This is a genomic window from Pseudomonas sp. RG1, from assembly GCF_025910115.1.
GTDB lineage: Bacteria > Pseudomonadota > Gammaproteobacteria > Pseudomonadales > Pseudomonadaceae > Aquipseudomonas > Aquipseudomonas atacamensis.
Genome location: NZ_JAPCIK010000028.1, coordinates 56,081 through 79,467 on the forward strand (window position 1 = coordinate 56,081; position 23,387 = coordinate 79,467).

The following is a 23,387-nucleotide window of genomic DNA, read 5'->3' on the forward strand; positions in this document are numbered from 1 at the left end:
GGCGGCCAACCGGCCGCCCAAACGTACTGCACGAGAGTCCTTTACAACGTCAGCTGCCCACGCTCCTCCTCGGTCAGCTGCTGCTTCGCCTGTTCATCCAATGCCCCGGCGCCGAGCACCTGCACCGGGCTGTCCGGGTTGTAACCGGTCGCCGGCGTGCGACTGGCACCATCGCGCGACGGTGCCAGTTGCTCATTGCCGAAACTGAGCACCTGCACGGTGAACACCGAGGCCTGGTTCTGCCGCGCCGCTGCCTGTTGCTGCCGGGCGACGTCTTCCGCCGCTTGGGTCGCGGAGGATGCCGCCGAACTGGCCGAGGTGATCGCGCCGGTATTCACCGCTGACACCACCGGCACGCCGGTTGCCTTGCCCTGCACCGAAATGTTCGCGGCGTTGACCACCGTCAGCGCGGCGATGTTGACGTTGCCTGACACGCGAATCCCCGCCTCGCCGGCATCGATGGTGCCCAGTGGCGCGATCAGGTCGATGTTGCCCGGTGCCACTTCGGCGATCGGGTTGAGCGTGGCGATACCGGCGCCGGTACTCGGCACCGACGGCGACAGCGTGACGTTGCCCCAAGTGTCGTAGACACGTTTTGGCGGCGTGTAGACCACGGTGGTTTTCGAGCCGCGACCGGCGTTGATATCGCCCTCGGCGGACCAGCCGAGAATCGAGCCGCCGAAGGTGGTCATGATCCGGCTCTGGCCGAGCAGAATGCTGCCTTGCGAATACAGCTGAATGTCGCCCGAACCCTGAGTGATGATCCCCGCCGTCGACGGCGGCGCCGCGCCTTCGATGCCGAACACCTGGCCACCGCCCGGTGTGAGCATCTGGATATCGCCGCCAAACAGCGTCTTGACCCCGGCGCCACCGTACATCGTGATATCGCCGTCGTAGCGAAGCGGATTGCCGGCGACATCAGTGGTCGGGAACAGTGCCGCAATGGCGTTGCGACCGCGCAGGTAACTGCCAGTGCGCGGGCCGTCGGCATCGGTGTATTCCAGGCCACCGGCACGCAATTCGGCGAAGTACACCTGGCGGGCGAAGATCGCCTGTTCGGTACTCGGCAGTGCGGCGAAGAAGGCTTGCGCCTGTTCGGCGCTACTTTTGAAGCCATAACCCAGGCTCAGCCAGCTCTGCAGTTCTTCGACGTAGGTCTTGACCACTTTGCCCGGCTGCGCGCTGAGGGCCACAGCAGAATCCGCTACGTTTCGCGGGTTCAGATAACGCGCAATGAACTGTGAGTAATCCGGCCCCTGCGCGCCCGCACCCGCTTGCATCACGATGCTCGCACCGGGGCGCTGATCACCTGCCACGACAGGGCCGAGGCTGGTGATGCTGGCGCGATCTTCCATCAGGATATTGCGCCCGGCATTGACGTCCAGAACACCCGGGCCGGCGATGTCGAAGCTGCTGTAGAGAATGTCTCGCCCGGCCGAAATCCGCGAAATGTCGCGCGCATCGTTATGCACGAACAGATTGCCGGTAGACGCGATCTGTTCGTTATTGCGACTCATGCCCCCAACGGGCGCAAACGTGGGTTGCCCCAAATTGGTACCGGACGCCACGATGTCACGCCCCGCCACCATCCACACCGGGCCTGCCGATTCATACCAGGTGCGCTTCGTGGTCGCGAACGCCAGCGTTTCGCCCGTGCGAATTCCTACCAGGTCACCGGTCAGTGCATAGAAGCGCGCCGGCCCCTGAACACTGCTCAACCCCGAGTAACTATCGGGACCAAAGGCAAACAGTGGATAGCGCGAATTGGTTTGCGCCAGCACACCATCGCTGCCGGCGTTGGTCGTGATCGGCCGAGCGGACTGGTTGTTGCCGTAGCCATTGAACGCGGGTGCAAACGGTGTGGCGAGCGCCGCCGGGCTGGCCCCTGACTGGTTGATGGCGTAGCCGCCGGCATAGATCGAATCCCCAGCGATCAGTTCAAGCTGCCCCGCGCTGGAAGGTGCCAACAGCAATGACCAGGCCAGAGCCGGCGCCGGGTTGCCTATGCCGTAGGCCGCTGATGGTCCCGCATAAATCGAGCCCTGGCCGGCCACGGCACGCAATATCGAAGGAAAGACGAAGCGGTCATCGGTCGGTGACCCGTTAAGCCCGGCGACGGGGTCCTGCCCGGTGGTTTCCATCAACTGGGTGCTGGGCGTCAGGTTGCCGCCGGCCGAGAACAAATCGATGGCCGTGTGATCGGTCCACAGCGAGAAACCACTCAAACCGCCACCGGCATGGTAAATGCCATCCGCCGTGGTAAACGGTGTGGAGTTCTGCAACCTCACGCGGCCCGGATCGGCGGCGCCACCCAACACCAGATCGCCGCGGGTGTTGAGGCGCATGCCGGAGTCACCGGGAATCAGCACCAGCCCACCACTGGCATTACTGGCCGTCGAGTTGAACGGGTCGAAGGCGCGCGTTTCCCGTGGGTCATGAAACAGCGCCGAGGCGCCGTACTGCAGATTGATACCGCCCAACGCGGCGCCCGTCAGTTGCGCCGCACCGCGCAGGTTGATGAGCGCGCCCTGCAAGTCGTGCGTCGGCGTGCCGGTACCCGCCAGGCCGGCACGTGCCTGCAGAGACGGATTAAGGACACCGCCCAGACGAATATCCAGGTCTCCGCCACCGGTCAGTTGCAGGTTCCCGTCACTGTCCACGCGGCCCGTACTGCCGACAGCCACGATCAACCCCTGACTGCGAGGGTACGACGCATACCTGTCGTCGCCCATGGCCTTGAGCATGCCAGCATCCCCGCCGGCGCTCAGACTGATGTTGCCGCCGCCCAGCGTACCGAACCCGGTAAAGCCCACCAGATAAGGTCTCGTTTCCTCGCCCAGCGCTGGCAATGGCTGCGCAGCGTAGCTGCCGAAATTGATCCACCAGGCAGTCGGTACATCGTTGTTGCCGGTGCCCTGGCGCCAGAGCCAATTGCCCACCGCCACACTCGGCACCTGCTCCCGCGTACCGTCGCCCGTGGCGACCGAGCGACGGCCAAGCACGTCACCCGACACAGACCCGCCGGCATTGATCGTCAGGTTACCGCCCATCTGCGGATACCAGGCCTGATAGAGGCTGGCACTGCCGCCATCGACCCATTTTTCGTAATCGCTGCCAGCGCTGCCCAATACCGAGCCATCAGCCGACAGCCTTCCGCGGGGCTGGTTATAACGCGCATCGACGTCTGCCGATTGGGTGCCGGCGGTGTAGACACCGAAAGGTGAGGCCATGCTGAGGTTACCGGCCGCCATCAAATCCAGGTCGCCGGTGCCAGTACGCAAAACGCTGAACATCTGCGTGTGGGCCTGGGCGCTCTTGCTCGGATTGTTTTCAATGCACAGTGCCGGGTCGATGGAGCACCAGAACAATTCGTCATCGTTCATCGGTGTGTAATCCGGCATGCCCATCCAGTTGCCAGGCGCCCACACACTGCGCGCCATGGGCGCGCAAGAACCGGGAGCGATATCACAGAGCACAAGGTATTCCTCGGGAACCGGTTCGTACGGTGTAAAGCCATACTCGTTATCCACCGCCCAGACCAGTTTGCCGGCCACCTCGATCATGCTCACACCATAGTGAGTGTCGGCCATCTGCAAGTTGCCAACGCTGGCCTGAGGTTTCACGCTACGGCTGTCTGCCGCGGTCAGATCGGCCCCTGCCACCATGCGCATCGACCACGACGCACTGCCCGCCGGCAGCATGCTGGCGATCGCCCAGTTTCGACCTTGCTGGTTTCCATTGGCAGGACGCAGGTCGAGGAATACCGTGCCATCGGCGAGCGTCACGTTGGTCATGGAGGGGATCAGCGAACCCCGCAACAGCGCCAACGTTCCGTTCAACACAACACCCACCGTTTTATTGTCGGCATCAACCGCACCCGGCAGCGGCACGCCTTTGGGCCAGAGCAGGGCCTGCAGTGCGGTGGCGTTGTTCAAGCGAATACCTGCACCCAAACGACTGCCGGTCGGCAGGGTCACAGCGTTGTCGAGCAACGTACCGGCGGCATACATCAGGTTACCCGCCGCGTCATGCACATCGCCGGCCAGCACAGTTCCACCCTGTAACACGTAAGGTGCGGCCAAAGTGCTCTGAACCGGCAACACTGTGCCCGCAGCCAGTGTGGCGGCTTGAATCGGCAGGTCGTAATTCAAAGTGGCGCCAACCGGAAAGAGCGTCCCTTCGGCGAGGCTGACACCGCTGCCCGGTACGATCAGGTCACCGCCGAAAGGCTGTATCCCCGGCAACAGTTTCCAGCCAGCGTCGTCCACGGTTTCCGGCGGCGGTGCGAAACCGTCGTTGATGCTGCCGTAGATATCGAGGTTGCCACCGGCACGGATCCACAGGCTGCCCGCTTCCCCGCTGCCATACACCGAGGTCCGGCGAGTGTGCGGGTTGAGGCTGGCGTAACGGTAGCCGGACAAGTCGAGATCGCCCTGCACCACCAGATCGCCGTCAGCGGTTTTGCTGACGATCTCCACCCCCGGGCGCAGATGAAACGCATCGGCATTGGTCGCATTGTTGAGGCCGGCCAGTTTGCGTTGTAGCAGATCACTGTTACCCAGCGCCGCATCGATAAAGCCGCTGCTGTCTGAGTGAATGCGATCCAGGTAGGCTTGATCGATCACTTGATACGGGCGACCGCTGGCCGCCGGATCGGTGCCATCGGCAGCATCACTGTAACTTCGCACGGCATTCAGCCCGATGGAGCGCGCACCTTGAATACTCAACGTACCGCTGGCATCCACCGCAATGTCACCGCCGCCCAGGCGCGGTGCATTGAGCTCCAGCGTCCCACGCAACACGTCATCGCGTTGTCCCGCCTGGTTTCCAGGCACGGCATCGGTGCCGTGACGCAGATCAATCCGTGCACCAGCGGCCAGCGTCAGCACGCCGTCACCTGAATTGAGTTCAACCATGGCGCGGTTCGGTGCGTCGATGATTTTGCCGTAGCTGTCGACGCGCAGTACGCGGCCATGGGCATCGAGCAGCGCGTTGCCCGTCAGGTTCAAACCGTTTTTGCCGGCAAGGCGAATGCTGCCGACCCTTTCACCACTGGCATCGATCACCCCGTCCACGGTCAGGTTGCCGTTGTCCACCGAGACATTGACTTGGCCCGCTTTGAGTTCGTTACCGATACGCAGATCGCCCTGCTTGAACTGGAAGCTTCGACTGCCCACTACCCCGCCGGCATTCAAGCGCAGGTTAAGGCTGGCAAACGCCTGGCTCAAATCACCCGCCAGGCGCTGGGCGCGAATGTCCACGCCACCGGCCTTGTACGGCACCCACGTACCGCCCGCGTCGTAATAGCCACTGCTGCTGCCGACAATCTGCCCTTGCAGATCAACCTGTCCAGCGTCAGTGGCAAGGGCCACAACGTTCAATTGGCCGGCCTGATTGTTGACGGCGGACAGATCGATTCGCGAGCCCGCCAACTGACGAATATTGCCGTTGTTGCTCTGCAACGACACGTCGCCACCCCAGCTGTATTTCTGCACATCATTGAACGGCAGAACCCGGCCCGCCATGTCCACCTGCGCGCCGCTGCCAAGCAGCAGATCATCCTCGGCATTGACCAGCAGCTTGCCGCTGGCGAGGACGATGCGACTGTCGAGCACAACACTGCGTGCCGTCAGGCTCAGTTGCGCACCGAGGGCATCCGCGGCAGCCGTTGTGGCGCTACCACTCAGCGTCAGGTTGTTGCCCGCCTTGAGTTCACTGACCGAGGCGGCCTCGCCGGTCAGCAATGGCGTGCGCAGATTGAGATTGCCGCCGCTGTAGCTGAACCCCTTGACCGCGTCATAAGCTCCTTGGGATTCGTACACCGCCAGACTGCCCTTGTGGTTGGCGGTGATGCGCTCGCTGGCGTTGAGGTTGACGTTGGCAAACCCCAGGGCCAGTCGGTTATTGCGATCCAGGCCATTGGGCTGCGGGTTCGGGCCATAACCCATTTCGATCCGCTGCGCCTGAATATCCAGCGTGCCGTGCCCGTTGCCGGCGCCGTCGTTGACCACCGTACCCGGGGCCTGAGTCGCCCCGTTCCAGATCAGATTGCGGGTGCGGATCGTCGCGACATCGGTGGCAGCGCCCGAGCCGTAGATGGCCGGGCTACCCAACACCAGATTCTGCAAACGGCTCTGGCCGGTCTGCGGATCAATGGTGTCGAGGGTCACGCTGCCGAAGAAGTTGAACGCATCGCGGGCCACCAGACTCAGGGTTTCCAGCGCGGGGGCGCCAGATTGCGTGTCGCCCTGCAACAGGCGATCCAGCACGTTCTGGTTAAGCGTCAGGCCCGCGGGTGTGCGGCCGCTGGCTGCGGCCAGTGCTTGCGGACTGCCGGCATTGACCACACCGACCGAAAGCCCGAGTTGGCGAGTGCCAAAGCGCACGCTTTCGCCCAGTTCGAAGTCTTTGTCAGTGGCGGCGATGATGCTGCCGTTGGAGTACAGCAACGCCGCAGCGGTGCAATCGGCCGTCGGACAGTTGCCGATACGAATGCTCCCGCCCCCGCCATCGGTGGGCGCAAGCACCGGCGTCCAGCCATTGGACACCACCAGCAGGCTGGAGCGCCCCGGCTCGTAGACGAAACCGGCTGCGGCATCATACGGGACGTTACCTCGCCCCAAGGTATTGACGCCCGCTCCCGCATCGATGGTGATGCCGCCATTGGCGCTGTTACTGCTCAGCACAACCTCTGGCGCCGAGAGGATCGCGCCCTCGCGCAGACGAATCGCCGAGGTATTGCCGATCACCTTGATCGAGCCGCCCTCCGAACCGTAATACACGGTTGGGGTGCCGCCGATGGTCAAACGTCCGGCATTCAAGCGGTTGAGGGTGTCGGCGTACAGCGATACACCGTCGAACCCTGGCGTTCGCGTATGCCCGGCACCGAGAATTTCAAACTCTGCGCCGGTATAACCGCCCTGAACGACCGCCGTACCAATGACCCCGCCGCTGGCAGGTTTGAACAGCACCTGCCCGTTGAAATCCAGGGCTGAGTCGTGCTCGCCGCCACTGACCATGCGCAGGTGCAGCGTGTTGCCGTCCAGCGGTGTGCGGGCGCGCGGCAGACCGCGGCGGGCAGCATCGTTGAGCACAAATTGGCTGAACCCGGTTTCGTTGTACTGTGAATAGCGCCGCAGCACATCGGCAGACGTCACGATGACCTGGCTGGGCAAACTGTCGCGGATACCGGTGTTGGCAATCGACAGCTGTCCGGCCGTGGTCCACGAGCCATTGCGCAACTTCAACGCACTGTCCATCGGCCCCGCAATCGCTTGACCATTGATTTCGACCCGGAAAGCGCCCGGTAACAAGGCAAAGGTCGATGGCAACAAGGTGTAGGTGCCGGGTGCCAGTCCGGCAACGCCGGTCCCGAGGGTGATCTGCTGGCCGATACGCGGGTCGACCGCGCCGGCCTCGGCCAGCATCGGCGCATAGCGGCTCTGGTCACCGGCCACGATTGCATACACGGGGTTGCTGGCCAGCCCCGGCAAACTGAAGGTGCCATCGGTGGTATTGCGTACCAGCGGATTGAAACGCGCGTCGGTGGAGCCACCTCGTCCGGAGACAAAACCAGCACCGCGCAAATCGCCGCCGCCCGAAAGGTCGATCACCGCCCCGGCCTGCACATTGGTGTATTGCGCATCAAGGATGACCCCGGAGGTCGCTCCGGCAATGCCATTCAACATCACCGACTTACCGTTGTACCGATAGTCGATACCGTCGGTGGTTCCTCCATAGGGCATGACCAGTCCGGCGGCGCTGACTGAAGTCACGCTGCCCGGCAGAAGGTGAAGTTCACGGGTTTTGACAATGACGTCATCACCCAGGGATATCAGCCCCAAAGGCGCACGAATGACGCCGCCCTGCTCGATCTGTCCCGCACTGAGTGTCAGGCTGCCGAACACCGAGTACGGCAAAGCGGTCGGCGCCGCCCCGTGATTGCCGATACGCAACGTATGCTCCGGCACCGATCCGGCCATACTCTGATAGCCCACTCGCACCTCAGCCGAGACGCCGCTGGCCGGGTAGATCTGCGCAGCCCGCATGTGCATGTCACCCGTAGTCCACAGACGGCTGCGCTGCTGTTCATCGGTTGGCGCGAGGAAGCGCAAGTCGCCCTGGCTGTCGAGCGTGACCAGACCAAAGCCACGGCGGCTGACCGCCAGCGCCGGTGCGGCCGATTGCACGAGAGTCCCTTCGGTGCCGAATGAAAGCGAGTTGCCCACGTCCAGCAGGTTCGCGCTGGCGGTGAATTGCGCGCCGGACAACTGCGCTGTCGGATTGCTCATCACCCGCGGACGCACTTTGACTTCCGAGCTGAAATAGGTGCCCAGCCCTGACAGGCGCAGGTAAGGTGCGCTGAGGTTGACCCTGGCGCTGTCACTCGCCGACTCGGCCAATGAAAGAGAACCGGCGAACAGGCTCAGGCCCTGTCCCATGTGCAGGTCGACATCGCCGTCGAACGTCATCAGGCCGTTGCTCAGCAGACTCACGCTGTCGAAGCCACCGCTCATCAGCTGATCGGCACTCAAACGTGTACGCCCGTAGCGTAAAAGTGGCGAAGCCTCGCCTGCTCGCAGCGGCTGCGGCAGTGCCGGCGCGGGCCCTTGGGCAATGATCATTTCACGCGGCACGCGCACCGCATTGCTCAAGTTCGCGGGACCGTACGCTGGTGTATCCAGAGCGATCTCCAGACGCCCGCCCGCCGCACCAGCACCGCCAGCATTGGCCTGCAGACTGCCCTCGATGAACAGACCATTGTAGGAACTCAGGGTGATCCGTCCGCCATCGGTGGCCACACGAGCGGGGCCTTGCCCACCGCTATCGAGCACGGCTTGCGCACCGGACGCTTCCAGTCGCGCACCTTGGCGGACGATGACGTAAGCATCGGCAGCGGTCGCCGTGATTTTCTTCACATCAATCTCGCCACCGACAATGATCGAGCCACCCTTGCCGACCTGGCCGTAGACGCGGCCCAGCGCATCGACAGCGGTCGCTGCCCGACCGGCGACATCGATCAAGGCATGTTCACCGATCCAGATCGAACGGTTGTGCGGGGTCGGATCGGCCTCTTGCAAGGACGTCGCCACATCAATCGCGCCGAACTGCTGTTGACGGATATCGACAACACCGCCCCAGGCGTTGAGTTCACCATCAAGCGTGATCTGGCCTGCCCCGCGCAAACCGATGCGCTGGCCGGGATCGACACTGATCCGTGAGCCTTCGCCAATCGACAACGGACTGCTGGCGGGATCAATCAAGCCAGCAAGCGTCGCGCCGGCCTGCAATGCGACAGAAGCGCCGGCCCTTTGCGTCAAGACGCCCTTGAGCGGGTCTTCCTGAAATAACGCGGGCGTCCATAGCTCCAGCGCAGCGCGCGGCGACATACCGGACACAATGGTCGAGGCGGATTCGCCAAATCGATAGACCGGCATCTGCACATCGATCGCGCTTTGCGCGGCGACCTCCAGCCCCTTCAGACCGATGATGTTGTAGGCGCTGAACCCCGTGCGGAACAGCTCCGGCGTCAGGCGCAAGGTCTGTTCTTCGGCCACTTCGCCGGAAGCGCCGATCCGCACCTTGCTGGCCTGCACGGTCAAGGTGCCGCCGCCGTTCACGCCATAGCCCTGCACCTCGCCATCGAGCACCATGCGCGACAGGCCTGGCGCACTGTTGGCGCTGGATTCAAGCGTCACGTCGCCACCCTTGCCGCCACGCGTCTTGCCGTTGGCCAATACCGCACCGCCCGACGAAACATCGACCAGACTGCCACTGGCCAGCAGAATGTCGCCGGTACTGCGGATCGACACCGTCCCGCCATTGAGGTACGCCAGGCCGCCCGCGTCGTCCGGGTTACTCGACAGGTTGCTCCACAGACCGCGCGTCTGCAGCTGCACACCCTGCGCAACCGTCACTCGCGCTTGCTTGCCTGCTGAAACCTGGAGACTGGTGTCATCACGCCGATCGGTGGCGAGCTGGTTCAAAACGTTGCCCAATTGCAGGCTGCCGCCTTGCGCACTCAGATCGGCATTGACCTGCACGTCAGGGCTGAACAGGGTGATGTTGCCACCGTGATCCACCGTCACGCCTTCATTGACTTCAATCGTGTTTTTCGCCGAAATCTTCAGCGCGCCCAGCGCGAAACCATTGAGCAGCCCGGCATCGAGAAACAGTTTGCCTGCGCGTTCTGCCGCGACCGCATCGGTCAGCCCTGCGTTCGCTACGCTGGCATGCGCGCCCCCCACTTGCACCTGATCGAGCAACGGGGCGAGTTGATAGAGCAGGCCGGCACTGGCAGCGACATAAGCAGCATCGTAACTGCCAACCACCAACTGCCCTCGCCGCGCCCGGGCGGTCTGAGTCTGGGCATAGCCGTCCAGACCTGCCCGCGGTGCCTGGATTTGCCGTTCGCCCTGAAACACCTCACCCAACAGCTGGCCTTCCAGCACGGCGTTGCCCGTGGCGATCACCAACTGGCCGGCATCCCGGCCAACGGTGTAACCCGCTTCCTGACGACGCGTCGGCGCGATCAGCGGGCTATAGAAATAATCCGTCTGGCCCCAGCGCTCGCTGTGACTTTCGTAACCTTTGTAAAGACCGTTGTAGAGAATATCGCCCGGCGCACGCGACACTTCGTATAACCGCCCGTCCGCACCGCGCAGCCAGCTCTGGCGAATCTCGCCGCCCTGCACATCAAGCGTGCCGCCGGACACATTGATCAGCGAACCTTTTTCGCTGATCACGTCCTTTCCGGAAAACCGCACCTCACCGCCCTGCGCCATCCATTCACCAACGCCATGGCCCTGAGTGCCGAGGTATCCGCCGACCTCCAACAACCCACCGGCGGTGTACCAGCGGTCGGTGGCGTAACCGTTGGTGCCCGCCGGCACGAATACCAGCTCACGGACATCGACCCAGATGTCGTTACTGTTGAGCGCGCCGTTCTCGCGATTGACCGGCGCATCACGCTGCTCGTTGCCCTGGACGTTGATCTTGATGTTGTTGTTTGCCATCGCCACTTTGACGCCGAGGGCGCCGGACACGTCGATCACCGCCCCCTCGCGCAATAGACTGCGCCGTCCCGCGGCAACCGCCACCTGCCCACCGGTGGCAAGGGTGATCGAGCCGCTTTTGAATTCGACGGTGCCGCCGCTGCCGATGTCGATGCGTGACTGATCGCTGCGGATCCGGTTGTTGGCATTGACGCCGGTCAGCGCCGCCTCGCGCTGGCTGTCCAGGGCGGTGAGATCACTGCTGTCGAGCAGAATCGCACTGACGCCATTTTCGCCCAGGGTCACACGGCCTTGGGCATCGCTGGCCGGATTGAGCAGATGCACGGTGCCGCGCGTCGCCACCGAAGTGCTCGCCAGCAGCACACCGTTTTGCACAACGTCGCGCCCGGTCAGGGTGATGTCGCCGGTGGATGCCTGGATCAGGCCGGTGTTGCTGACCTTGCCCGAGCTGTCAGCCTTGAAACCGGGAATGACTTCACTGCCGAAGGTGGTTGAATAACCATTGCCGTCGGTGCCCGAGCCCTTGCGGATATAGAAACGGTCCCCCGCACCCAGCACCGTCTGACCTTTGGCCGTACTGATCGAGCCGTCGTTCTGCACGTCCTGGCCAAGCAGCAAGGTATAGCCGCCGGCGTCGGTGGAGAGCGCAGGTTGGTGCGTTTGTATGGCTGCGCCACGCTCCACCAGGACTTTGCCAGCAGCATCGGTAAAGGTTGGCTGACTGCCGGTGCCGTCGAAATACAAACCCCGATCGCGAAATTGTGCATCGGTCATGTTCGCGGCTGCCGCTACCAGATTTCGCACATTGACCTGGCTGCCACCGCTGAAGACGATGCCGTTGCGGTTGATCAGCATCACCGTGCCGTCCGCGTTGATCTGCCCCTGAATCTGGCTAGCCCGTGCGCTCGGATCGTTGACGCGATTGAGCACCGCCCAGTTGGCCTGCTGGGCAAATTCCACTGTGGTATTGCGGCCGACGTTGAACGTTTCCCAATTGAGAATCGCCTTGTCGGCGGTCTGCTCGATCTTCACCGTGGTCTTGCCGTCGGCCTGGGTCTGTTGCGGGCCTTTGGCGTTCATCCAGCCCTGGCTCAGGCTGTTATCGACCTTCAGGCCGCCCTCGCCCAATCCGTCCGGAACCACTTGCACACTGCCCAATGCGGCGGCACGTCCAGCGGCTTGTGCGGCCTGCTGAGCGGCAATCGCTGCCACGGTGTTATTGAGCGTCTGCAAAGAGCGCTGCAACTGCTGGCTGGCCCGTTGCTGCTGTGCCAGCGGTGGGGTCATCCCCGGCAGACCGCTCCCACCCGGACGCGACGCCGAAGCCTGCTGCGCTGCGCCCTTCGCGGCAAACCAGGTGGAACTGAACGCTGTTGCCGCCTCGGCACTGCCCGCCACCAGACACAAGGCGACGGCTTGCGCCAATGGCTTGAGCAGCCACTGTGCGGGATCGCCCGCGCCACGTTTGATCGGCCGGATACGGTTACTGTGACGGGAGGTGCGAGCAAGCATCACTACAGGTCCTTTTGGGTGGCAGGTCGGATCAGCCCTGCTGTTACGACATAGGCAGTTGGCGAGCCTCACGACCGAACGGATGTCACACAAACTTCATGTTCGAGGAGTAAATCGGCAAAAAAAAACAGCAGCCCGAAGGCTGCTGCCGTTTCATTGCAGTTGAGACAAGGCTTACAAAGGACGACCAATGCCGTTGCAGGCGTTGGCGTTGTTGATGTCCAGGTTATTGCCCGAGGTGTTGGTGATGAAGTTGGCGGTCACAGCGGTTTTCCAGTTGTTGGGAACCGGCGTGAAGCTGTGGGCGACGGTGGCGACGTTGTTGCCCGGGTTGCTGTAGTGGGTGGTCAGGAAGTTGCGCACGGCGGTGGCCACGGCTGCATCTTTGTAGCACTGGCCGAAGATGAAGTTGGTGTAAGCCACAATCGGGTAACCGCTTGCCGGGTTAGGCACGACCGGGGCCCAGCCAGCCGGGTTGGCAGGTGCGCTTGGCACCGGTGCAGTGCTCAGCGCCAGCGTCACGTTAGCGTTGGTTGGCTGGACGCCATTGACGCGGGCAACCACAGCGTTGCTGGTGGCGTTCACGCCGTCCGGACCCACATAGCCGATCGAACCGTCCACGGCGTTCACCGCAGTGGCCACATCAGCGGTGTTGGCTACGCCGACCCAAGTCGATGGCAGCGCGGAACCGGCCGGCAGACGAGCGTTGGTGAAGGTGGAGTTGACGGCGAATTTGGTCGGGCAGATCGAGTTCAGGTGACGGCTGAGGATTTCGGTGGTGCCGCTCGAAGTGCTGCGATAAACCACGCGGATTGCGGTGGTGTCGGCGGTACCCAACAGCGCGCCCCAGGTAGTCTTGGTGCCCGACAACGCGTCGCACAACTGAGCGCTGGTCAGGTTAAGCGCGGTCTGACCGGATTTTTTGTACGGAATGGCAACCGAAGTGGCCACCGATGGCAGCTGGATCAGCGGGCCGTACGAAGCACCGAAGTTGGTGGTGTAGGTGCTGAGTTCCGCAGCGCTGAGGATCGAGTCGCTAGCGGCGAAATGCACGGTGCCGGTAGTGCTGAACTGGGCAGCGTTGTTGGTCAGGAAAGCGCTTTTGCCAATGCCGCTACCGGTTACGGCGTAGCTGAAGTTGGCGGGCAGGATGCTGTTGGCAGAACCTTTGTACAGCGCGGCAGGCAGGGAAGCACCACCACCGGTAACGGCCATGGCCTGGGCGGAAGCCAGAGCGGCGACGGTCAGTGAGGCGGCGATCAGAGTGCGCTTGAACATGAAGAATCTCCTTTTCAACTTGGTTTGGAACACAGGTTTCGGAAAGCTTGCATGACACCGGGAGGGTCCACCGCAGTGGAGCCGCAGGGAGAAATTCGCAGCTTCCGGTGACAGATAAAGGAAAAAACCTCGGGAGCTGCGGGGGGATTTTTGTGGGGATTTCTCGGGTGTTTGCGGTGGGTTGCGGCGCGTCTGGATCGCGGGTTTGGCTGAATCGGGCTGGAGCCGTTGGCGGGTGGTTGCAGATGACAGAATGGAGAACCCGAGGATGGCGGGATCGGGACTCGGGTGAGGGTCAGGCCGGTGCAAAATATTTGAGTTTTGTGTTGTCGGGACTGGCGCTTTCGCGAGCAGGCTCGCTCCCACGGTTGAAATGCGTTCCCCTGTGGGAGCGAGCCTGCTCGCGAAGAGGCCGGCCCGGCCAACATCAAATTTGGCTACTGCACCAACTGGTTGATCTCAATAATTGGCAACAACACCGCCATCACAATCACCAGAACCACCCCGCCCATCACCACAATCATCAGCGGCTCGAGCAACGCGGTCATGCCCATCGCCCGCCGTTCGATATCCCGCGATAGCGTCTGCGCCGCACGCTCAAGCATCGGCGGCAGTGAGCCGGTTTTCTCGCCGCTGGCGATCAGGTGAATCAGCACCGGCGGGAACACATTCTCCACGCGCAGCGCGGCGGCGAGGTTGACGCCTTCGCGCACCTTTGCCGTGGCCTCGCTGACGCTCAGGCTCAAGCGGTCGTTGGACAAGGTCTGCCGCGCTGCTTCCAGTGCACGCAACAACGGCACGCCGGCACCGCCGAGGATCGCCAAGGTGGAGGCGAATCGCGCGGTGTTCAAACTCAAGATAAAACGCCCGAACAGCGGCAACTTCAGCACCCGGTGATGCCAGCTCAAACGCGCCGCCGGATTGCGCAAATACAGACGCCAACTCCAGAACGCCCCGGCCATCACTGCCGCACACAACCAACCCCACGCACGGATGAAATCACTGGCCGTGAGCATTGCCAGGGTCAACCCCGGCAAATCCTGCCGCGCTTGAGAGAACGCGCTGACCACCTGCGGCACCACGTAGCTGAGCAGGAAAATCACAATGCCGATCGACACCAGCCCCACCACGCCCGGATAGATGAACGCGGTAAGAATCTTGCCGCGCAGGTTGTTGCGTTCCTCGATGTAATCGGCCAACCGTTCCATCACCTGGGCGAGATCTCCGGACTCTTCGCCAGCGGCAATCAGCGCGCGGTAAATCTCGGGAAAATCCCGTGGCCGCGACGCCAGCGATTCCGCCAGACGCATGCCGCTGCGCACATCGGCGCGCACGGCGCTGAGGGTCTGGGCGATGTGTTTTTTCTCGGCCTGCTCGACCGTCGCGCTCAACGCTGCTTCCAATGGCAGACTGGCACCGAGCAGGCTCGCCAGTTGCCGCGTGGCCCAGGCGAGGTCGTTGTCGGAGAGTCTGGCGCTGAACAAACCGCCGCCACCGTGTCGGGCGACGTTGCTTTCCTCGTGCACCGACAGCGCTGTCAGGCCACGTCCGCGCAAGGCACTGAACGCCGCGCTCTGGCTGTCCGCCTCAAGGTGCCCGGACTCGATTTTCCCGGTGGCATCCGCCGCTTCAAAGCGATAGCGATTCATCAGGCGTCCCGTGTCACGCGAAGGATTTCTTCCGGCGCGGTGGCACCGCTGCGAATCCAGCGCTCACCGTCCTCACGCAGGCTGAACATCCCCGCTTTCGACGCCGCCGCGCGCAGGGCCTGCTCCCCTGCCCCTTGGTGGATCAGCGTGCGGATGTTGTCGTCGATGCAGAACAATTCGTGGATGCCGGTGCGGCCGCTGTAACCGGTGTGATTGCACGCCGCGCAACCGACCGGGCGCCAGGTGCCGGGCGTGGCCGGATCCTCCTGTTTGCACTGATTGCACAGGCGCCGCACCAGACGTTGCGCGAGGACGCCGAGCATGGATGACGCGAGCAAGAACGGCTCAACGCCCATGTCGATCAGGCGATTGACCGCCGACACCGCGTCGTTGGTGTGCAGCGTCGCCAGCACCAAGTGCCCGGTGAGCGAGGCCTGCACGGCGATTTGCGCGGTCTCGAGATCGCGGATCTCGCCGATCATGATGATGTCCGGGTCCTGCCGCAGAATCGCCCGCAGCGCGAGGGCAAAGGTCATGTCGATCTTGGCGTTGACCTGAATCTGGCTGATCCCCGGCAGGTCGTATTCCACCGGATCTTCCACGGTGAGGATGTTGCTGGTGCTGGCATCCAGCCGCGCCAGCGCCGCGTAGAGGCTGGTGGTTTTGCCGCTACCAGTCGGCCCAGTGACCAGGACGATGCCGTGGGGCTGGCGGATCAAATGGTCGAGTTTGGCCAGCACCTGCGCATCCATGCCCAAGGTTTCCAGATGCAAGCGCCCGGCCTGTTTGTCGAGCAGGCGCATCACCACGCGTTCGCCATGGCCGGTGGGCACCGTCGACACCCGAATATCGATCGGCCGCCCCGCTACACGCAAGGCGATGCGCCCATCCTGCGGCAGGCGTTTTTCGGCGATATCGAGCTGGGCCATGATCTTGATCCGCGACACCAGCGCACCGTGCAACGCCTTGCGCGGCGAGACCACATCCCGCAGGGTGCCGTCGACGCGGTAGCGCACCACCGAATGGGTTTCGAACGGCTCGATGTGAATGTCGCTGGCCTCATCGCGCGCGGCCTGGGTGAGCAAAGCGTTGATCATGCGAATCACCGGCGCGCCGTCCTGGGTGTCGAGCAGGTCGGTGATCTCCGGCATGTCCTGCATCAGCCGATCGAGATCGACCTCGTTTTCCGCAGCACCCACCACCGCCGCCGCACTGCCGGTATCGGCGTAAGCGCTGGCGAGCAAACCGTCGAGCTCGTCATCGCGCACCCGCTCGATCCGCGTCGCACCGAACTGCCGACGCACTTCGCTGATCGACCAGCCGGGCGTCGATGGGCACACCGTCAGCACGCCATCGCACAAAAGAATGCGCTGCGCCTTGGCCCAGGCGTACGGCAATGCACTCATCGCCCATCCTCCCCGCAATCGACCGTGGCAATGAGATCCTCTGTGGCAATGCGATCCCCTGTGGCGAGGGGATTTATCCCCGTTGGGCTGCGAAGCAGACCCAAAACCTTAGAACCGGTTTCTCCAGGCAAGTCGCGTGTGCCCGGTTTACGACTGCTGCGCAGCCGAGCGGGGATAAATCCCCTCGCCACAATCATCATCTCAGTCAAAACCGGGTGCTCCCTTCGATCGGTACCGTGGCAATGCGATCCCCTGTGGCAATGGGAACCTCAGTGGCGAGGGGATTTATCCCCGTTGGGCTGCGCAGCAGACCCAAACCTTGAGAATCGATTTCTCCAGGCAGATCGCGTGTACCGGTTTTACGACTGCTGCGCAGCCGAACGGGGATAAATCCCCTCACCACAGTCATCATCTCAGTCAAAACCGGGTGCTCCGTTCAATCGGTACCGTGGCAATGAGATTCCCTGTGGCAATGGGAACCTCTGTGGCGAGGGGATTTATCCCCGTTGGGCTGCGCAGCAGACCCAAACCTTGAGAACCAGTTTCTCCAGGCAAATCGCGTGTACCGGTTTTACGACTGCTGCGCAGCCGAGCGGGGATAAATCCCCTCGCCACAATCATCATCTCAGTCAAAACCGGGTGCTCCCTTCAATCGGTGCCGTGGCAATGGGATTCCCTGTAGCAATGCGATCCCCTTTGGCAATGGGAACCTCTGTGGCGAGGGGATTTATCCCCGTTGGGCTGCGCAGCAGACCCAAACCTTGAGAACCGGTTTCTCCAGGCAAATCCCGTGTACCGGTTTTACGACTGCTACGCAGCCGAGCGGGGATAAATCCCCTCGCCACAGTCATCATCTCAGTCAAAACCGGGTGCTCCCTTCGATCGGTACCGTGGCAATGGGATCTTCTGTAGCAATGCGATCCTCTGTGGCAATGCGATCCCCTGTGGTGAGGGGATTTATCCCCGTTGGGCTGCGAAGCAGACCCAAACCTTGAGAACCGGTTTCCACAGGCGAATCGCGTGTACCGGTTTTACGACTGCTGCGCAGCCGAGCGGGGATGAATCCCCTCGCCACAATCATCATTCCAATCAAAACCGGGTGCTCCCTTCAATCGGTACCGTGGCAATGGGATTCCCTGTGGCAATGAGATCCTCTGTGGCCATGGGAACCTCTGTGGCGAGGGGATTTATCCCCGTTGGGCTGCGAAGCAGACCCAAACCTTGAGAACCGGTTTCTATAGGCAAATCGCGTGCGCCGGTTTTACGACTGCTGCGCAGCCGAGCGGGGATGAATCCCCTCGCCACAATCATCACCTCAGTCAAAACCGGGTGCTCCCTTCGATCAGTGCCGTGGCAATGAGATCCCTTGTGGCAATGGGATCCCCTGTGGCGAGGGGATTTATCCCCGTTGGGCTGCGAAGCAGACCCAAACCTTGAGAACCAATTTCTCCAGGCAAATCCCGTGTACCGGTTTTACGACTGCTGCGCAGCCGAGCGGGGATGAATCCCCTCGCCACAATCATCATTCCAATCAAAACCGGGTGCTCCCTTCAATCGGTACGGCTTTGATCGTGGCCCGTGGGCCTGATGTCGGCCCCGGCGCTGGCACGCCTTGCGCGGCGCTTGGCAATTGCGGCGCCTGCATGTCGGGCATCGCCCAGCTGCGTTCCGGCTGCAAGCCGCCCTGGGCGCGGCGCATGAAGTCGTAGCGGTTGAGGGTGATGCTGCGCCCTGCTTCGCTGTCGCGGATGATGTACGGGCGCAGGAACACCATCAGGTTGGTCTTGGTGATCGCCCGGCGTTCGTTGCGAAACAGCGCGCCGATGCCCGGCAGGCTGCCCAGCCACGGCACCGCATCATTGCTCTGGCTGTAACCATCTTGAAGCAATCCGCCGAGGACCATGATCTGCCCATCGTCGAGCAGAATGCTGGTGTCGATCGCCCGTTTGTTGGTGACGATGCCCGCCGCAGTCACGCTGTTGGACGCGCGTTCATCGATGCTGCTGACTTCCTGATAGATATCCAGCTTCACCGTGCCGCCCTCGGAAATCTGCGGGCGTACGTTGAGCTTGAGGCCGACCTCTTCGCGGGTCACGGTCTGGAACGGGTTGTTGCTGGTGCCCCCGCCGCCGGTGACGTAGCTGCCGCTGACAAACGGGATGGTCTGGCCGACAAAAATGCTCGCCGCTTCGTTGTCCAGCGTCAGCAGGTTCGGCGTCGACAGCACGTTGGTCCCGCCCTTGCTCTTCAATGCCCGGGCCAGCACTTTCAGATCGAGAATCTTGCCGATGCCGGGGATGTCGACCGTGCCGTTGACGTAGCCAAGATTCAAACCCTGCGGCAGCACGTCGATGCTGTTCTTGGCCCCCGTGTTGAGACCCGCACCACCTAGATTAGCGCCACCGATCACGCCTTTGCCGCCGAGATTGCCGGTCTGCCATTGCACACCGAATTCACTGGCATCGTCCTCGCCGACCTCGACAATCAGACTCTCGATCACCACCTGCGCACGGCGCTGATCGAGCAGATCGATAACCTCACGCAGATTGCGATACAGCGGCTCCGGTGCGGAAATCAGCAGCGTGTTGGTGGTGGCGTCAGCCTGAATCGTCACCCCGCCAGCGCTGAAAGCAACGTTCTGTTCGCTGCTCTGCGTACCGCCACTGCTGCTGCCGCCGCCACTGCCCTGCGCATAACTGCCGCCGCTTGCGCCGCTGCCAGTCGTCGTTGAAGTGCCCGTGCTCGGCGTGCTGCTCTGGCCGTTCTGCCCGGCATTGCCGCCGGTGCTGCTGCCCATCGCGCTGAGTACCGACCGCGCCGCGTCGCTGCTGCCGCTATCACTCTCGCCGGTGAGCAAACCGCGCAAGGCTTGGGCGAGTTTCGCCGCTTGGGCGTTGCGCAGATAAACCACATGCAGATTGCTCGGATTGCTCTGCGCGTTGTCGAGTTTGTAGATCAGGTTGCGCGCCAGCTCGGTACGCTCGGGGCTGCCGGCGCGGATGATGATGGTGTTGGAACGTGGGTCGCCGATCACGGCGATTTTCTGCGTCGGATCATTGCCCGGCGCGTCGAGCAAGTCGGCCACCATCGGCGCGATGTCGGCGGCGATGCCGTTCTGGATCTGCACCACGTCGGTGTCGATTGCGCTCGGCGTGTCGATGCTCTCGATCAACTGCGCGACGCGGGTGAGGTTCTCGGCGTAATCGGTGATGACCACGGTGTTGTTGCCGGGATAAGCGTTGATCGGATTGTTCGGCGAGACAATCGGGCGCAGCACCGGGATCAGGTTCACCGCGTTTTCGTATTGCAGGCGAAACGTGCGCGTGAGCATGCCGTTGCCGGCCGGTTTGTCAGCGCTGTAGATCGGCCCGCCGAGCAGTTTCGCGTCGGCCTCGGGAACCACCTGCGCCACGCCGCCGACATCGACCACGCTGAAGCCTTGCATGCGCAACGCCGCGAGCAGCATGTCGTAGGCCTGACGGGCCGGCACCTGACCTTCCGAGACCAACGTCAGATTGCCCTTGACCCGTGGATCGACGAGAAACTGCTGCCCAGTGGCCCGCGACAGCGCACGCACCACCGCCTGAATATCCGCCTCGACGAAATTCAGCGTCACCGGTTGCTCGCCCAACGGATTGCGCGCAACCGTGTCGCTCGGCGCAACACCAGCACTGCGCCCACGCTGACTGATGTTATGCAATTGCTTGGGCACCGGCCGCGCCTGAGCCTGCGCCCGTTCGCGATCGGCCACCGCATCGCCGCTGCGCTGGGTGTTGGCCAGCGGCCGCCCGAGTTCGCTGTCGACCAACAGCGGCGGCTGATTCTGCGGGGCCGTGGTGCTGTTGCACGCGCTCAATGCCATCAGCAACAACGGCAGCGCCAGACGTGCCGGTTTGCAGCGTGACTCCTTCATGAAGCTTCCTTAGCGCCCTGCGCCTGATCCATGCGAACGGTGCCTGACAATGTGCCGGCAGTGACTTCGGTCGAGGCCGCGCTTGCACGTTGCAACTGCGCCTCGACCACCTGCAGAGAAAGTTGTGACGGCTGGCTGAGCAGCCAGTCGAGCAGCGCATCGGCCGGCGCGGCGTCGACATTCAACTGCCACGCGCCGCCCTCCGCCGCTTGTAATTGGTAATGCCCGGCCAGCCCCGCCGCTTGCAGACTTTGCTCCAGCGACTGACCAACGCTTTGCCCCTGCGGCCGCACATTGACGCTGCGCAACAGCACTTCCAGCGCCTCGGTTTGTGCGCGCAACTTGGGCGTTTCGCTCTGCCAGAAAGTGATCCTGGCCAGCGGCGGCTTGACCAGCGTCAGCCAGATCAACAGACCGACAAGCACCAGCGCCATGCCGCCGACCATGCGTTTTTCACGCAGCGCCAACGGCTGCCAACGCGCCTGCAACTGACTGCGCAAGCGCTGCCAGCGTCCACGATAAATCGCCAGCGTCGCCCTACTCATCGTCTGCTCCGCTGTCGTCGTCTTCGTTGGTGTTTGCGCTGGATTCATCGCTCGGGCGCAGCGTCCAGCCTGCGTCATCGGCAGTGACGCTGATGCCGGCCTGGGCCAACGTGCTTTGCCAGTCCTTGTCGTTGCCGCCACGGTTTGCATCGCTGAGCAAGGCCAGTTGCAAAGCGCCGTCGCGGTAACTCAGGCGCTCGACACTGCCGGCCATGAACGGCATGCCCGTGCCGGCCTGCAACACCAGCCGATTGAAGTTCTGCGCCGGGTCATCGACCGCGCCTTTTTGCCGCTGCTCCAATTGCTGACGCGCCTGTTGCAGCGGGTTGAGAATCACCGGCAATTCGGGGAAGGCCTGCTTCACCCGCTGGCTCATCTGCGCCTTGAGCTGCTGGCCCTGCCGCGCTTCGCGAGTTGCGTACAGATTCAGGCCGACCACCCAAACGGCCACCGCCAAAGCCACACACCCGACAGCGCGACCCCAGCCACGCTGCTCGCCGCCGCTTTGCTGCAGACCCCCGTGCAAACCCCAACCGGGCAATGGACCGATCCAGCGTTGTGTCGCGTCAGCTGCGAACGATGCCTCATCAACTTCGTCACCGAGCAACGGCTCAACCTGCGCGCTGTTCAAACTCTCGCGCCGGAGCAAATGCCCGTCCGCCACACAAGCGACAACACCGGGCGCGACTGGCAGGCTATACGGCGCCGGATACAAACCGCGCAAACTCAAACCCGCTTGCTTGAGCACCGCAGCCAGAACCTGCAAATGCAGCCGCGAGACCCAGGCAATCTGCACCTGCCCGCTTGCATCGCGAGGGCTGTGGCCGATATGCATCTGGGTGCTGTCGCCGAGCATCAATGCCTGCGCCGCGCACTGCACAGCGGCCGCCGTTTTGTTCGCGGGCAGCGGCGGCAGATCAATGCTGGCGAGCAGGCTGTCGGCCGGATGCAGAAAACACAGCAGCGGTGGTTGCTTCGGCCGTTGCCCCAACTGACTCAAAGTGAGCCGTTCCTCACGACTGACCTGCCCCTGACGATCCAGCCAGGCGCAGCTCACTTCGCTGTGCAACTCCAGCTCCGCCAGCGGCGGCAACCCGACGCGCAACTGACTCATGCGCCCACCCGCGACCAGATCACCTGCGGCAGGCGATCTTCGCTGCGGTGCAGCAAAGCGTCGAGGCTGACCCGGCGCTGATCACGCCGCGCTTCACCGCGCAAACGAAACCAGTCACTGGTGATACCGACCTTGACGCTGCTCATTTCCAGCTGCGGCATGCGCAAGCGGTTCACGAAATCCCCGCGATTGATAAACCAGCGCCCGGCGTCACGCTCGGCAATCAACGCCGTCGCCCGCTCCAGCGAAAGCCCCGGCACATACGCCGCCAGCACCTGCGCCGTCGCGGTGTTGCCGTTAATCCACGTCGTCGCCGGAATCACCGTCACGTACAGCGCCAGTTGGCCGATCAGCGCATCGGTCACGCCTTCGACGCTGCGCAAGTCATCGAGTGTGCGCAGCATCGGCACCTTCGGCGGTGGCGGTTTGTGATCGGCATCGGGCGAAGTCGCTCGGCCGCTGTCGAAACCTGCTTTGCCCGTCGCGCCAATCTGCGCATTCAGCAGATGCGGATACCCGGCAATCACCCGCTGACGAATGCGCTGCCCGACAACGGCGCTCACACCAATCAGCTCGCACAAACGCTCAAACGCCTGCACCTGCGCCTCATCGATGCGCTCATTGGCGACCAGATTGCGCAGGTTGAACTTGCCCTGCTCGTCCTCCAGCCGCCCGGCAAAACCCGCCGCCAGCAACGGCTGCGCCCAAGGCTGATCACGCCGGGTCAACGGATCACGCAGGCGCGCGTCCCAGAGCAACTGCCGGCTGATCTCCAGACCACCCTGCGCCAGCCAACGCCCCTGCACCCGCTGCTGATCGGCCTCCAGCGCCCGGGTCGCCACGCTCTGCCGCGTCAACATCCCCGCCGCAATCACCGCCACCACGGCGGCGATCAACAACGCGCTGATAATCGCCATGCCCCGTTGCTTCGCCCCGTTGAGCGAACCTGTGTTCA

8 protein-coding genes are annotated in these 23,387 nt (G+C 63.0%); all 8 read right to left on the reverse strand.

From position 1 onward, the window contains the following. Positions 1-41: 41 nt before the first annotated feature. Positions 42-12,527 carry a filamentous haemagglutinin family protein gene (locus OK411_RS16385; protein WP_264365365.1) on the reverse strand — a complete coding sequence of 4,162 codons (12,486 nt, stop codon included), beginning with the start codon at positions 12,525-12,527 and terminating at the stop codon, positions 42-44. 174 nt (positions 12,528-12,701) lie between these two features. Beyond that, positions 12,702-13,805, reverse strand: coding sequence for a substrate-binding domain-containing protein (locus OK411_RS16390; RefSeq protein WP_130886952.1), 1,104 nt, complete (start codon positions 13,803-13,805; stop codon positions 12,702-12,704). A 437-nt stretch (positions 13,806-14,242) separates the two neighbouring features. After that, a complete protein-coding gene (gene gspF / locus OK411_RS16395) occupies positions 14,243-15,454 on the reverse strand; it encodes a type II secretion system inner membrane protein GspF (protein ID WP_264365366.1) in 1,212 nt (403 codons plus the stop codon). Next, positions 15,454-16,860, reverse strand: a complete 1,407-nt coding sequence (gene gspE, locus OK411_RS16400; protein ID WP_264365367.1) for a type II secretion system ATPase GspE — start codon at positions 16,858-16,860, stop codon at positions 15,454-15,456. Before gspE ends, gspF begins: the two co-directional genes overlap by 1 nt. Positions 16,861-18,391: 1,531 nt before the next feature. Further along, positions 18,392-20,773, reverse strand: coding sequence for a type II secretion system secretin GspD (gene gspD, locus OK411_RS16405; protein ID WP_264365368.1), 2,382 nt, complete (start codon positions 20,771-20,773; stop codon positions 18,392-18,394). Further along, positions 20,770-21,318, reverse strand: coding sequence for a type II secretion system protein M (locus OK411_RS16410; protein ID WP_264365369.1), 549 nt, complete (start codon positions 21,316-21,318; stop codon positions 20,770-20,772). Before OK411_RS16410 ends, gspD begins: the two co-directional genes overlap by 4 nt. Further along, complete coding sequence (gene gspL, locus OK411_RS16415; protein WP_264365370.1) at positions 21,311-22,432, reverse strand: type II secretion system protein GspL; 1,122 nt, start codon at positions 22,430-22,432, stop codon at positions 21,311-21,313. The genes OK411_RS16410 and gspL overlap by 8 nt, the downstream gene beginning before the upstream one ends. Next, on the reverse strand, positions 22,429-23,349 hold the full coding sequence (gspK, locus tag OK411_RS16420) for a type II secretion system minor pseudopilin GspK (RefSeq protein WP_136492551.1): 921 nt from the start codon (positions 23,347-23,349) through the stop codon (positions 22,429-22,431). Before gspK ends, gspL begins: the two co-directional genes overlap by 4 nt. Positions 23,350-23,387: the final 38 nt, after the last annotated feature.

Bases quoted from the DNA above. Each gene is read 5' to 3' on its own strand.
- gspF (WP_264365366.1), bottom strand. From the start codon at position 15,454: ATGAATCGCTATCGCTTTGAAGCGGCGGATGCCACCGGGAAAATCGAG.
- OK411_RS16385 (WP_264365365.1), bottom strand. From the start codon at position 12,527: ATGCTTGCTCGCACCTCCCGTCACAGTAACCGTATCCGGCCGATCAAA.
- OK411_RS16390 (WP_130886952.1), bottom strand. From the start codon at position 13,805: ATGTTCAAGCGCACTCTGATCGCCGCCTCACTGACCGTCGCCGCTCTG.
- gspK (WP_136492551.1), bottom strand. From the start codon at position 23,349: ATGGCGATTATCAGCGCGTTGTTGATCGCCGCCGTGGTGGCGGTGATT.
- gspE (WP_264365367.1), bottom strand. From the start codon at position 16,860: ATGAGTGCATTGCCGTACGCCTGGGCCAAGGCGCAGCGCATTCTTTTG.
- gspD (WP_264365368.1), bottom strand. From the start codon at position 20,773: ATGAAGGAGTCACGCTGCAAACCGGCACGTCTGGCGCTGCCGTTGTTG.
- gspL (WP_264365370.1), bottom strand. From the start codon at position 22,432: ATGAGTCAGTTGCGCGTCGGGTTGCCGCCGCTGGCGGAGCTGGAGTTG.
- OK411_RS16410 (WP_264365369.1), bottom strand. From the start codon at position 21,318: ATGAGTAGGGCGACGCTGGCGATTTATCGTGGACGCTGGCAGCGCTTG.